Origin of the sequence: Streptomyces pimonensis (assembly GCF_041380215.1) — a bacterium.
Classification (GTDB): Bacteria; Actinomycetota; Actinomycetes; order Streptomycetales; family Streptomycetaceae; genus Streptomyces; species Streptomyces pimonensis.
This window is the reverse complement of the sequence record NZ_JAHWZY010000006.1, coordinates 106,839-119,924: the sequence shown is the minus strand read 5'-3', so window position 1 is coordinate 119,924 and position 13,086 is coordinate 106,839. Positions and strand designations below refer to the sequence as shown.

General features: G+C 71.5%; 9 protein-coding genes. 6 read left to right on the top strand and 3 right to left on the bottom strand.

Going from position 1 to position 13,086, the window contains the following annotated elements:
- The first annotated feature begins 46 nt into the window (after nt 1-46).
- The 6 genes from KYY02_RS08395 to KYY02_RS08370 all read left to right on the top strand — a co-directional run bounded on the left by KYY02_RS08395 (nt 47) and on the right by KYY02_RS08370 (nt 9,803).
- Complete coding sequence (locus tag KYY02_RS08395; RefSeq protein WP_371236975.1) at nt 47-547, top strand: hypothetical protein; 501 nt, start codon at nt 47-49, stop codon at nt 545-547.
- A gap of 71 nt (nt 548-618) precedes the next feature.
- Nucleotides 619-1,275, top strand: coding sequence for a class I SAM-dependent DNA methyltransferase (locus KYY02_RS08390; RefSeq protein ID WP_371236973.1), 657 nt, complete (start codon nt 619-621; stop codon nt 1,273-1,275).
- Complete coding sequence (locus tag KYY02_RS08385; RefSeq protein ID WP_371236972.1) at nt 1,272-2,261, top strand: tetratricopeptide repeat protein; 990 nt, start codon at nt 1,272-1,274, stop codon at nt 2,259-2,261. Before KYY02_RS08390 ends, KYY02_RS08385 begins: the two co-directional genes overlap by 4 nt.
- Before the next feature lie 384 nt (nt 2,262-2,645).
- Nucleotides 2,646-6,536, top strand: a complete 3,891-nt coding sequence (pglY, locus tag KYY02_RS08380; protein ID WP_371236971.1) for a BREX-2 system ATPase PglY — start codon at nt 2,646-2,648, stop codon at nt 6,534-6,536.
- The gene (gene pglZ / locus KYY02_RS08375) at nt 6,533-9,454 is read left to right on the top strand and encodes a BREX-2 system phosphatase PglZ (protein WP_371236969.1); all 2,922 of its coding nucleotides are present in this window, start codon (nt 6,533-6,535) and stop codon (nt 9,452-9,454) included. Before pglY ends, pglZ begins: the two co-directional genes overlap by 4 nt.
- A gap of 46 nt (nt 9,455-9,500) precedes the next feature.
- The gene (locus KYY02_RS08370; protein WP_371236968.1) at nt 9,501-9,803 is read left to right on the top strand and encodes an ATP-binding protein; all 303 of its coding nucleotides are present in this window, start codon (nt 9,501-9,503) and stop codon (nt 9,801-9,803) included.
- A 22-nt stretch (nt 9,804-9,825) separates the two neighbouring features.
- On the opposite strand, the gene KYY02_RS08365 is transcribed toward KYY02_RS08370, so the two are convergent.
- From KYY02_RS08365 to KYY02_RS08355, 3 genes are all read right to left on the bottom strand, one after another.
- Nucleotides 9,826-10,878: a CBS domain-containing protein gene (locus KYY02_RS08365; RefSeq protein ID WP_371236967.1), complete on the bottom strand. Its 1,053-nt coding sequence runs from the start codon at nt 10,876-10,878 to the stop codon at nt 9,826-9,828.
- Nucleotides 10,875-12,692, bottom strand: a complete 1,818-nt coding sequence (locus tag KYY02_RS08360; RefSeq protein WP_371236965.1) for a GmrSD restriction endonuclease domain-containing protein — start codon at nt 12,690-12,692, stop codon at nt 10,875-10,877. The genes KYY02_RS08365 and KYY02_RS08360 overlap by 4 nt, the downstream gene beginning before the upstream one ends.
- 151 nt (nt 12,693-12,843) lie before the next feature.
- Nucleotides 12,844-12,972: a DUF4839 domain-containing protein gene (locus KYY02_RS08355; protein ID WP_371236964.1), complete on the bottom strand. Its 129-nt coding sequence runs from the start codon at nt 12,970-12,972 to the stop codon at nt 12,844-12,846.
- Nucleotides 12,973-13,086 lie beyond the last annotated feature (114 nt).

Below are 13,086 nucleotides of genomic sequence, written 5' to 3'. Positions count from 1 at the left end.
CGTGCCCGTAGAGGTTCGACACGCCCATTCCACGGAGGAGCAGCCCATGACCGTCACCCTCGACCGACCCCTGAGCACCCGCACGCGGGACCCGAAGGAACTCCTCAACGCCGTTCAGCCCCGGATCAGGCACCTCACGGTCAACGTGCTGGACGGCGGCATGACCCTCTGGGACCGCGAGGTGGCCCTGCTGCTGCGCGACCACACGATGGTCCGCGACATGGCCGAACGCATCCTCGGCAACGCCGTCATGTACACCATCGGCTGCATGGAGCACCCGGAGGTCCACCTCGGGGTCGGCAAGCTCGTCGACATCGGCGTCCACCAGCTCATCCTCGACACACCCGTGTGGTGGGCCCTCTGCGACGCGTACAACGAGGGCCGCTACAAGCACCACGCCCCGTTCATCGAGCGCCGCCGTGACGGCCTGTGCCTGCGCTCGGCGGACTTCCTGAAGTCCATCGGCTTCGACATCGACGAGGAGCTGTGGGCGATCGACGGCACGGACTGCTCACCGTGCGACAACAAGGTCCCCGACAGCCACTGAACAGCCCTACCCTGGCCCCTGCCGTCAGTCCCGCCGATGACAGGGGCCGGCCCCTGCGAAGAGGAATCGCCTTGCCCGCACCACACGACATCGCCGCCGAGACGGAGCTGTGGGACACGTTCGCCGCTTCCGCCTTCAAGGAAGACGCGGAGCCGAGCTTCTGCTGGACCCAGTACGCCGGGCACGGCCCCGGCCCGGAACTGCTGGGTGACCCGCGCCGCGTGCTGGAGATCGGCTGCGGCACAGGCCGCGCCCTCGCCCACCTCGCCGAGCGCGGCATCGTCGCCCGGGGGGTCGACCTGTCTCCCGTCATGGTGGAGAAGACCACGACGAAGTGGCACGGCACGGGTGCGGAGTTCGTATGCGCCGAGGTCCTGGAGTACCTGAGCGGGCACGAGGAGGTGTACGACGCGGTCTACTCGATCTTCGGAGCCGCCTGGTTCACCGACCCGAGCCGTCTCTTCCCCCTTGTCCGCCGGAGGCTCGGGCCCGGCGGTGTCTTCGTGTTCTCGCAGCCGCCCGCCATCCCCGGCGCGTACGGGCCGCAGGGCATGTACAAGGGAGGCTTCGCCGGAAAGGCGATGTTCACCTACCGCTACAGCTACCGGCCGGCCGTCTGGGAACGCCTGCTCACCCGAGCCGGTTTCGCCACGGCCGACGCGCAGGTGCTCGACGCACCTCACCCGGGGCACATCGGGACGCTCCTCGTACGCGCGGTCGCTCCGTGACGGACCCGCTCGGCCCGACCGGGCATCCGACCCTCGACACTACGGCCGTCCGGCTGCTCGACGCAGCCGTGCCCGGCGTACCCGACGCCGGTCCGCACGACCCCAGGCTGCGCCTGTTGGTGCCGCACGCACTGGCCCTGCTGGGGCACATCGGCGGGCCGTCCGCCACCGACGCCCTGGCCGTCGCGACGCGGCTGGCCGTCGCCCTGCACCGGACCGGCGACTACCTCTTGGCCTGGGAGACCGCCCGGAACGCCGCGGACCTCGCCCAGCGACATCTCGGCGCGGACCACCGTACGGTCCTCGCCGCCCGCTCCAGGGCGGGACGGGCCCTGTTCCGGCTGGGCAGGTACGCCGAAGCCGAAGCGGCGCTCCGCGCGATCCGGGACGCCCAGGAGCGACTGTTCGGCGCCGACGACCCCGACACCACGGACAGCGGCTACGGCCTCCAGCTCGCACTGGCGAACCTCGGCAGACGGGAGGAATCCGTCGCGCTGCTCCGCGACACCGTCGCCGGGCGGCGCTCCGCGCTGGGCCCCGCGCATCCGCTGACCCTGCGGGCCCGCGCCGGCCTGCTGGAGATGCTGCCCGCCGCCGACGTGGTCACCGAGGAAGGCGGCGCACTGCTCACGCTGCCGTCGGAGTGCGAACACGTCCTCGGCCCCGACCACACCGTGACCCTGGGCGCCCGGCACAACCACGCGTGGGCGCTGTACCTCCTGGGCCGCTTCGACGAGGCCGACCGGGAGATCCGGCAGGCCGCCGAAACGTATGAGCGGCGGTTCGGGCCCGAGTGCCCGATCGTGCTCGCCGCCCGGCAGCTCCTCTCCCGGACCCGAGCCGCGCTCGGACACACGGAGGAGGGGATCGCGCTGATGACCGACGTCGTCGAGCGGCGGGACCGCGGCCTGGGCCCCGAGCGCCCCTTCACGGTCGCGAGCCGGAACCTGCTGGACGCCTACCGTTCGGGGCGATGGCGGCCGTAGCGCCCCACGGCCGGGACCGGAGCGGTCCGCACGGGCGGGTGCGGTCGGGCATTCGGCACGGGGTGGAGGGGAGTACCGATGTAGGGTGCTAGGCGCAGGCCGTACGGGTGACGTTCAGTGCGAGGGGGACGAAGAGTGCAGACGCCGCGAACCCACCCGACCTGACCCGTCCGACGCCGTGAGCGTGGTGTCCGTCCGCTCACCGCACGACCGGATCCGTCCGTGCCGCCGGCCAGGACGGCCGGTCCGCCGCACCGGCCGTCCGTACCCCTGAGCGACCCGGCCCCACCCCTCGGAACGGCCCGGGGCCTCGGCGGCGGACCCCGCGCGGCACCGAGTACGAGCAGCAGCAGCGACCACCGTCAGGGAGAGCGAGAACCCGCAATGGCCCAGCCGCCCCTCCTCCGCGATGTCATCGACATCAAGGAGTCCATCTCCACCTCGGACTTCGTGCTGTCCCTCGCCGAGGCGACGACGCCCGAGGGCGCCCGGCACGCGCTCAAGGACTACGTCGTCACCGAGCGGCTGCTGGAGAACTTCGACGAGGCGCTGGCCCTCATCAAGTCCGCGCTGGACGGGCACCGCTCCAAGGCGGCCTATCTCCACGGCTCGTTCGGTTCCGGTAAGTCGCACTTCATGGCCGTGCTGTACGCACTGCTCAGCGGCGACCCGGCCGCCCGCTCCCGCACCGAGTTCGACCCGGTGCTGACCAGGCACGAGTGGCTGAGCACGGACGGCAAGAAGTTCCTGCTCGTGCCCTACCACATGCTCGGCGCGAAGGCCCTGGAGCAGCGGGTGCTCGGCGGGTACGTGCACCACGTCAAGAAGCTGCACCCCGAGGCCCCGACCCCGCAGGTGTACCGGACCGACTCCCTCTTCGCCGACATCCGCGCCATGCGCGCCAACATGGGTGACGAGGCCGTCATCCGCGGTTTGGGCACCAGCGACGCGGACGACGGTGAGGAGGACGAGTGGGGCGAGGGCTTCGCCTGGACCCCGCAGCTCCTCGACACCGCGCTCGCCGCCGAGGAGAACCACGAGGCGGGAATTCCGCTCAACCTCCGCAACCCGTCCATCCCTGCCGAGCTGCGGGCCAAGCTGGTCAACGACGCCAGTACCAACCTCCTCCCCGGTTTCACCGCGAACGCCGCCGAGAACGAGCACGGCTTCATCTCCCTGGACGCCGGTCTTTCCGTCGTAGCCGAGCACGCCAAGTCGCTCGGCTACGACGGACTGATCCTGTTCCTGGACGAGTTGATCCTGTGGCTGGCGACCCTCATCCACGAGCAGAAGTTCGTGGCGCGCGAGGCCAGCAAGATCACGAACTTCGTGGAGGGCGGTGACGCCCGCCGCGCCATCCCCGTCGTGTCGCTCATCGCCCGCCAGCGCGACCTGCGCGAGCTGGTCGGCGAGGAGGTGTCCGGTGCAGCCGAGTCGTCCATCCAGGACACCCTGAACCTGGCCTCCGGCCGCTTCGACAAGATCACCCTGGAGGACCGCAACCTCCCGCAGATCGCCCAAGCCCGCCTCCTCAGGCCCAAGGACGCCGAGGCGGCCCAGCTGGTCGACGCCGCCTTCGAGCAGACCAAGCGGGTCGGCCCGCAGGTGTGGGACACCCTGCTCGGCTCGGAGAAGGGCACGACCGGGGCGGACGCGGAGTCGTTCCGGCTGACGTACCCGTTCTCGCCGGCGTTCATGGACACCCTCGTCCACATCTCGTCCGCCCTTCAGCGCTCCCGCACCGGTCTCAAGCTGATGGGCGAGCTCCTCGCCGACCACCGCAACGAGATCCGCCTCGGGCAGCTCATCCCCGTCGGTGATCTCTACCCGGTGATCGCGAAGGGCGGCGACAAGCCGTTCACCGACAGCCTGAAGGTCGTCTTCGAGGCCGCCGACAAGCTGTACAAGACCAAGCTGCGGCCCTACCTGCTCAGCTCGTACGACATCACCGAGGACGACGTCGAGCAGTACCGCAACCGGCCCGAGTCCCTCACCGACCCGAAAAAGCTCAACGGCTGCCGCATGTTCACCGGCGACAACCGGCTCGTGTGCACGCTGCTGCTGTCCGCGCTCGCGCCCAGCGTGCCCGCCCTGTCCGAACTGACCATCCGGCGGCTCGGTGCGCTCAACCACGGTTCGGTCCTCGCGCCCATCCCGGGCGCCGAGGTCGGCATCATCAAGAACAAGGTCGCCGAGTGGGCCGCCAGGTTCCCCGAGATCAAGGAGACCGGCACCGACGCCAACCCCGGCGTCCGCCTCGAACTCTCCGGCGTCGACGTGGACTCCGTCATCGCCAACGCCCAGGTCAACGACAACCCCGGCAACCGCGTCGCCCTCGCCCGCCGCCTGCTCTCCGAGGAACTGGGCGTCGAGCACGGCCAGTTGAGCGACCAGCTCGGCTTCACCTGGCGCGGCACCGCCCGCACCGCCGAGATCGTCTTCGGCAACGTCGCCGACGAGGACGAGCTGCCCGACCACGACCTGATGCCGCAGGAGGAGGGCCGCTGGCGCGTCGCCATAGACCTCCCCTTCGACGAGGGCGAGTGGGGCCCGGTCGAGGACGTCAACCGCATCCGGCGGCTGCGCGAACGCCAGCAGGGCGAACGGTCCCGCACCGTCGCCTGGCTGCCCGCGCACCTGTCCGCGCAGCGCTTCCAGGACTTCCGGCGCCTCGTCGTCATCGACAAGGCCCTCGCCGACGAGCACCGCTTCGACACCCAGTACGCCGGCCACCTCAACGCCGACAACCGCAGCCGCGCCAAGGGTCTGCTCGAAACCCAGCGCGAGGCGCTGCTCAAGCAGGTCAAGGGCGCCTTCAAGCAGGCGTACGGACTCGCCCAGAAGCAGGCCGCCGACGTGGTGCCGGACTTCGACGACCACCTCGTCGCGCTGCCCGACGTCGACGGACTGACCCTGTCCTTCGGGCAGAGCCTGCACGACGGCATCCGGCACGTCGCGGGCAAGCTGCTCGCCCACCAGTACCCGGCCCACCCCGACCTCGACCCCGACGCCACCGGCACCGCCGTCAAGCCCGCCGACACCAAGAAGGTGTTCGTGCACGTACGGGCCGCCGCCGAGGCCCGCGACGGGCGGATCGAGGTCCCGGCCGCCGACCGCAAGCTCATGCAGCGGATCGCCGGACCCCTGCGCCTCGGACAGCAGAAGGAGGCGTACTTCGAGCTGTCCCGCTACTGGGCCGACCACTTCCGCCGGCAGGCCAGCTCCCAGGGCGTCACCGGGGACCTGTCCCTGATCACCCTCACCGACTGGACCGACCGGCCCGACCCGCGCGGCCTGCCCGACTTCCTCGCCCGGCTCGTCGTCGCCTCCTTCGCCGAGATGGACGACCGGGTGTGGGTGCGCGGCGGCACCGTCCTCGACCCCGCGCCCGAACTGTCCGCGATCAAGGACCACGACGCGCTGCGCAGCCAGCCGCTGCCCGCCGAGTCCGACTGGGACACCGCACGGCAGCGCTTCGAGACGGTCTTCGGGGCGAAGCCGCCCGCGTTGCGGCGCGGCCGGATGGTCAACCAGTTCGCCCGCCAGATCATCGAGGCCGCCCGCGACCACCGCGACCACGCGGCCGACCTGGTGCACCAGCTGGAGGCCCACGCCACCTTCCTCGGCCTCGACCAGACCGCCGACACCGGACGGCTCGCCCTCGCCCGCCGCTCCCTGCAGCTGCTGGACGCGCTCACGGCGGAGGCCGGCAAGGGCGCGGCCGGGGCGAAGAAGACCGTGGAGGCCCTCGCCTCCTTCGACCTGGGCGAGACCAGCGCCGACCGGTACGGCACCTCCATCAAGAAGGCCCGCGCGGTCGCGGAGGCCGTCGCCTCCGCCCCCTGGAGCACCCTGGAGCTCGCCGCCGGGCTCGGCCCCGAGGGCGAGGCGCTGCTCGACTCGCTGCGCAACGTGGCCCGCGACGACCAGCGCACCGCAGACCTGCGCGACGCCCTGGTCCGCACCCAGCGCGAGGTCGTCGCCCTGATCAAGCGCGCCCAGGCCGCCGCCACCCCGCCGCCCGCGCCCGTCGCGCCCCAGCCCTCCACGGCCGACGGCCAGTCCCTGGACACGCCGACCAGCGACCCGCGCATCCCCTACACCCCGCCGCAGGAGACACCCTCCCCGGCGAGCGGCGGCGGCACCGCGCGCAAGTCCGGGCGCCGCAGCACGACCGTGCGCCAGGCCGCCGCCGACCTCCAGGCGGAGCTGTCCGAACTGGCCGCCCGCCACCCGAACGCGACCATCGAGATCACCTGGCAGGTCATCGAATGACGGACACCGCCACCGTCGCACCGGGCGCGGTCCGGCTGAACACCGCGACCGTCACCCAGTACCTGTCCTCGCAGTCCTCCCTCGCCGCCTCCCTCACGGGGGACGGCGAGGGCAGGCGCCGGACCGTGCTGCTGCGGTCCGCCCCCCAGTGGGACGGCCCCGCCGAGCCCGCCTGGGGCGAAGGCCGCACGGCCGGCGTCGCGGTGGCACCGTCGCCGCTCGCCGTCCACGAACTCGTCCTCGACCACCTGGCGGGCCGCCGTCCCGGCCCCGCCGTCCTGGTCGTCCTCACCGACCGCGAGCAGCACGAACTCGACCCGGCGATCCTCGCCCGCGTCCACAAGCTGCGCATCGACACGGTCGACAGCTGGGACGTCGTCCGCGAGGCGTTCGGCGCCCGGCAGATAGACCCCCGGCTCAAGGACGTCAACTGGGCCGCCGAGGCCCTGCTCGACGCCACCCCGCCCGGCGGCTGGCCGGCCGTGCCCGGCGGCTGGCTGTCCCGCCAGTACGCCCTCACCGCGCTCGCCCAGCGCCGCCTGCGCCTGGGCCGCTACGACACCGAGGGCGGCACGCGTCGCCCCGGCGACGACCGGCTCGACGCCCAGGCCCTGCTGCACTGGTCGACCCGGCCCGGCGCCCCCGAACGGCTCCTCGCCCTGCGCGGCCCCGAACGCGCCGGGCTGACCGCCTTCCTCGGCGAGGAGGACCAGGCGGGCCTCGCCGGACGCGCCCTGCTCGCCCTCGTCGACGCCGAGCGCGGCGCGGACGCCGTCGCCTTCGGTCTCGTCTGCGCGGCGCTGTGGCAGCACGCCGAGCCCGCCCCCGAGACCTACCGGGCCAGGGGCCGCGCCGAACGCTACTTCGGCGACCAGCCCCCGGCGACCGGCGGCCAGCTCGACGCCCTGGTGACCGTCCTCGGCCGGGCCGCCGAGGAGTACGTGAGCACGCTGCTGGCGGCCGGGCACCGCACCGGCGGCACCGACGCCGACCAGGCCCGCGAGGCACGCCGCACCACCCGCATCGTGCTCGACCGGGCCTCCGCCCTGGCCCGTCAGTTCGGCGCGGAGGAGGCCGTGGCGGCGAGCCCCGTCCTGCGCGGCGGACTCGAGGCCCGGTTCACCGCCGTCGGCCAGGCCCTCGCGGCGGACGACACGGCCGCGGTGGCGGACGCCGTCCGCCGCCTGGAGGACCACCGGCTCGCCGCCGAGCCGGAGGAGGCCGCCCGCATCGAACGCGCCCGCATGGGCCAGCGCCTCGCCCGCTGGCTGGCCACCGACCCGTCCGTCGACGCCCCCACCGTCGCCGACGCCCTACAGCGGCACGTGGCCGAGACAGGCTGGGCGGACCTCGCCCTGGAGCACATCGAGGCCGGCGGCGACCCGGACCCCGTCCTCAAGGCCGCCTACGACATCCTCGGCACCCGGGCCAGGGACCGGCGTCGGCAGATCGACGCGTCCTTCGCGCGCTCCCTGGCGGCCTGGACGGAGGCAGGCACCCAGCCCGGCTCCATGCTCACCGTCGAGACCTTCCTCGACCGGGTGGTCGGCCCGGCCGTGCGACGCGGAGAGGAACGGCGGGTGCTGCTGCTCGTGCTCGACGGCATGAGCGCGGCCATCGCGAACGAACTGGGGGAGGAACTGCGTCGTTCCTGGGCCGAGTTCGACCCGCTGCCCGAGGGCAACGCCCCGCGCCGACGGGCGATGGCGGCCGCCCTGCCCACCGTGACGGCCGTGTCCCGCACCTCCCTCTTCGCGGGCACCCTGATGAAGGGCACCCAGGCCGACGAGAAGCGGCTCTTCCCCGCGCTGAAGCTGTGGGGCGGGGCCCCTGCCGCCGTGTTCCACAAGGACGACCTGCGCACCGAGACCGCGGGCGACACCTTCGGCCCGGCGCTCACGGAGGTGCTCGGCGACGGCAGGACCCACGTCGCCGTCGTTCTCAACGCCATCGACGACCGGCTCGCCAAGGAACAGAAGCTCGGTGACGGCACCTGGCGGATCGACGACGTGCCCGGCCTGCGCGACCTGCTGCGGGCGGCGGCCACCGAGGGCATGGCGGTCGTCCTCGCCAGCGACCACGGCCACGTCGTCGACCGGCACGGCACGAAGGTCGACCCTGCTTCCGACCCCGCCTCCGCCCGCCACCGCCTGCCCGGCGACGGTCCGCTCGCCGAACGGGAGATCGCCCTGTCCGGACCGCGCGTGGTCTGGCCCGATCCCGGGGCGTCCGTCGTCGCCCTGTGGGACGCCGACTCCCGCTACACCGCCCTCAAGGCCGGCTACCACGGTGGGGCGTCGCTCGCCGAGGTCACCATCCCGGTGCTCGCCTTCCTGCCGTTCGGCGCGGAGCCGCCCAAGGGGTGGCGGGAACTGGGCGACCAGCGACCGGCCTGGTGGGTTCTGGAGGAGACCGGAAAGACACCGCTCCCGGACGAGCGCACCGCTCGGCCGGTGACCGCGACGGCTCCTGCCTCCAGGAAGCCGACGGGCAAGGCCAAGAAGGAGCAGGTAGAAGTCGCCCGGACGCACGACACGCTCTTCGACGTCGCGCTGACCGCCGGAGGAGACGACGCCCTGCTCACCCCGACCGTCGTCTCCCGCACCGAGACGCTGGTGACGGCGCTGCTCGACTCGGAGACGTACCAGGCGCAGCTCGGCGGACTGGCACGCAAGCCGCAGCAGGAGCAGGTCCACAAGGCGCTCGCCGCCCTGCTGGACGCGGGCGGCACCCTGCCCGTGACCGCGCTCGCCCAGCGCGCCGGCATGCCCGTCACCCGGGGCGACGGCTTCGCCGCCGTCCTGCGGCAACTCCTCAACTACGACGGCGTACAGGTCCTGGAGACCCTGCCGGACGGCCGCACCCTGCGGCTCCACGAGGCGCTGCTGCGCGAGCAGTTCGCCCTCGGAGCGGGCTGACGACACGACTCGGGGCGTCTCAGGACCAAGGTCCGAGGCGCCTCGAGTGGTCCGTTGTCAGACGGTGGTCACGGTGGAGCCGGCGGCCAACGCCGTCACACACGGCCGGCTGCCGGGACGGGACTTCAGGTTCTCCCTGCTGCGGCTCCCGGGGCACGTTCGTGTCGAGGTGACCGACGCGCGCCCCGAACGGCTGCCGCCGGCAGCCCCCGCCGCCGAGACCGGCTCCCTCGAAGCGGGCTCGGGACGGGGGCTGCTTTTGGTGTCGGCGTACGCCGAACGCTGGGGCTGCGAGGTGCGGGCCACCTGCACGAAGACGGTGTGGGCCGAGATCGCGTGCCCGAACTGAGGAGCATCCCCATCCCACTACCTCATGACGCGAACTCCCGCAGTACCTTCGCGAAGGTCGTCAGCTCGTCGGTCATCTCCGGCGGAAGCGGCTTCTCGCTGAAGTGGGCGATCCGATTGCGGATGACGTTCACCCGCTTCAGGAGGCCGATGAACTGCTCACGTGGCATATTGGGCCACTTGAGCGCCTCCCAATTGCGGTCGGCCCGCTCGGCGAGGGACTGCTTCGTCTGGTCGCCGTCCAGGAGCCTCAAGTAGTCGCCGAACATCAGGTCCGACACTTGCCCCGTGCGCTGCTCAGGCTTCCTGTTCGTCTGGACCGCCTTGATGGTCTCCACATCGAGCGCCGCGCCCAGACAGCGGCGCAGCAGTGACTCGATCTCGCCCACGATGAAGAAGGGGCGCGCGGCCCCCTCGAAGCGTTCCGTGACGTCCGCGGCGGTGACGATGCCCGACAGACAGCCGTCGTCGCCGCGGACGAGCAGGTAGCCGTGTTCGCGGATGACCGGAAGGACGGCGAAGAACTCCTGCCGGGAGTCGAAGACGGGCAGCGAATCCTTCTCCATCGCGTTGTCGAGGGTGGCCTCCTTCCCCGCCTCGTACATCTTGGCCACGGATCCCCAGGTGACGACTCCGTGGACCTGCGCCATGCCGGTGGTCACCGGGATCTGAGAGAAGCCCTTGGTGCGCATCAGGAAGGTCGCCTGGGACAGGGGCGTGCCGGGTCCCACGGACATCAGGCCGCGCCGTGCCGACGGGATGTCGCCGAGCAGCAGTCGCTGCGGCAGGGCGTGCGAGGGCAGGGCCTCGTCCGTCGCGTCGGCCTCGTCGTCCGCGTCGGCCGGCGTGCGCTGTGCGGGAACGGCCGCCAGCGGCACGACGTCGACGGTGCTGCGCAGACCACAGACGGCGAAGTCCGGCAGCGTGGTCAGCCCGGCGTCCGTCAGTGCCTGCGAGATCCGGTGCACCGACCGGTGGTCACGGACCCTGACCTGGAACAGGTCGAGGATCTCCTGCACGGACACGGTCCTGCCCTTGAGCGAGGCGACGTCCCGCTCGTACGGCCTGGTCGTCATCGGGCGTCACCCTCCGGCAGGTCACGGAGCATCGTCCTTTTGCCCATGGCGGAGTGCACGAGGTCCTGCAACTGCTTGGAGCGATCGCGGTAGAAGCGCTCGTAGTCGTTCTCGCGCAGGGCGTCCGGATCGATCAGGTGGGTGGTCAGGACGTCGTCGAACCACTCGGGACGCATGTCGGACGCGGCGATCATCGTGGACAGGTACGACGACGGCGCCCCCGTCATGTCCATCGCGGCACGGTAGGACAAGGGAGTCTTGTTCACGATCGAACTCGTGGGCAGACCGTTGCTGTTGCCCCGTCGGAACCACGTCTTGGGGAAGATCTGCCGGATGTCGACCCCGTACTCGTCCAGTCGGCCGGGACTGAGCGGGGCACCCGTGTGGTGCCAGTCCACCGCCCCCTGCTTGACCAGCAGGGCGTAGATGCCCTTGTAGGCGGCGCTGTTGCGGGTGGTGAGGGTGTCGAGGCGGTCGGCGAAGAAGAACGCCTCCGTGACCGTCTCGGGCGCCTTCTCGTCCTGCGCGATCCAGGGGACGAGCTGTTCGACGTCCTTGGTGAAGCGCGTCTCCGTGGAACCGCCGTACATCTCACCGAGGACCCCGCACCAGTACCACTGTTCGATCTTCTCCTCCGCCCCCAGGCCGTCCGTCCCCGTGTCGATGATGGCGCGGACGGCCGCGAGCGGGACGAGCTGCGTCTTGTACGGCAGGTCGGCCGGGCGGACGATGCACTGCCGCTCCAGGAAGTCGCCCACCCAGGCGAAGGCGTCGGCGAGCTTGGGCGCCAGGCGGACGAAGTCGGCCAGGGGGAGGTCCAGCAGGTCGCGGCGCTTGCAGGACACCGTGGCCCCGAGGCCCTCCTGCTTCCGCTCCCAGGTGCGCACCAGCGCGATGGCCTGCAGGAAGTCGATGCTGCTCAGCCCGTTCTCAAGGCCGCTCTCGATACGGCCGAAGACCGGGTACTTGGCCGCCAGTGCCTGTTTGATCTCCCGCCAGACCTCGGGAAGCCGGTAGTAGTCCCCGGTCCGCTCCACGTAGTCGCGGTCACCGGCGTACGTCGCGGTGAGCAGTTCGAAGACGTTCAGGGGCACACCGCCCGTGTTGACCCGCTCGAACACCGCGCAGACGGCGTCCATGGAGGTGGAGGCGGCCAGCCGGATCATCGGTACCTGGAAGGCGCGGACCTGCTGGAGGACCGCCTCGTCGAACTGGCCCCACAGATCCCAGTTCCGGTCCTCGTCCGCCTTGATGTACACCTTCTTCCACTCGTTGACGCGCTGGGCGTCGAAGACGAAGTGGAGGGGGAAGAGGCCGGTCGCGCACTCGGCCTCGGTGGTGCTCAGGTCCAGCACCACGGTGCGGTTGAAGTCCGTGCGGAGCACCTTGTCGGCCGGGACGGACACGATGGCCTCGTCGCGGTCCGCGGACGGCCCGACGGCCTTCGCGATGTCGACGTAGTACCAGCGCTGGATGGCCTTGCCCCGGGCGTCCGCCGTCTCCACCGGGGCGTCCAGCCACAGGGACTGGAAGAGCGAGGTGAGGCGCTGCTGCCCGTCCAGCAGCAGGAGATCGGCCTCCGGATCACCGTCCGGCCGTGCGCCGGTGAGGGTCCGGGAGCGGAACCGAGTGGCGCCGCCGGTCTGCAGCGTCATCACGACGCCGAGCGGGTAGTCCAGCGTGACCGTCGCGATGATCGCCCGGATCCGGTCGTCGTCCCACTTCCAGTTCCGCTGGAAGTCCGGCAGTTGTAAGGAGCCCGAGGCGACATCCGCCAGAACGTCCTTGAGTTTCACGTTGTCGAGGGCTGCCATGTGACTCCACTCCCCGCCCTGTTGTCTGTACGGAGAGTGATTCCAGCAGCGCTCTGTGGTGACGGTCAAGCCGGTTCGAAGATGAACAAGACCATCAGCGAGCGCCCACCCACCCAGGAGTTCCGCGGTGTCCTTGGGGGAGAAGGGTTGACTACCGGGCTTCCGCCGAGATCGGGTCGAGGTGGAAGAGGCACTGGACCGCGTTGAATTCGCCGACTTCGGCGACGACTCGTACTTGATCTCGTCGGCCATGTGCCGCGCCCCCGAATGTACTGTTCACACCAACTGCCTCGCGAGCATGAGGGACGGCGGGGGAGACCCCGGCACCGTCGACTCGCCATCGGCTTCGAGTGCGGAACTCGAAACCAACGGGCACTTGCCTGCGAACCGGACA

Excerpts from the sequence above, each read along its gene's own strand:
- KYY02_RS08360 (WP_371236965.1), bottom strand. The coding sequence starts at position 12,692 with ATGGCAGCCCTCGACAACGTGAAACTCAAGGACGTTCTGGCGGATGTC.
- pglZ (WP_371236969.1), top strand. The coding sequence starts at position 6,533 with ATGACGGACACCGCCACCGTCGCACCGGGCGCGGTCCGGCTGAACACC.
- KYY02_RS08365 (WP_371236967.1), bottom strand. The coding sequence starts at position 10,878 with ATGACGACCAGGCCGTACGAGCGGGACGTCGCCTCGCTCAAGGGCAGG.
- KYY02_RS08395 (WP_371236975.1), top strand. The coding sequence starts at position 47 with ATGACCGTCACCCTCGACCGACCCCTGAGCACCCGCACGCGGGACCCG.
- pglY (WP_371236971.1), top strand. The coding sequence starts at position 2,646 with ATGGCCCAGCCGCCCCTCCTCCGCGATGTCATCGACATCAAGGAGTCC.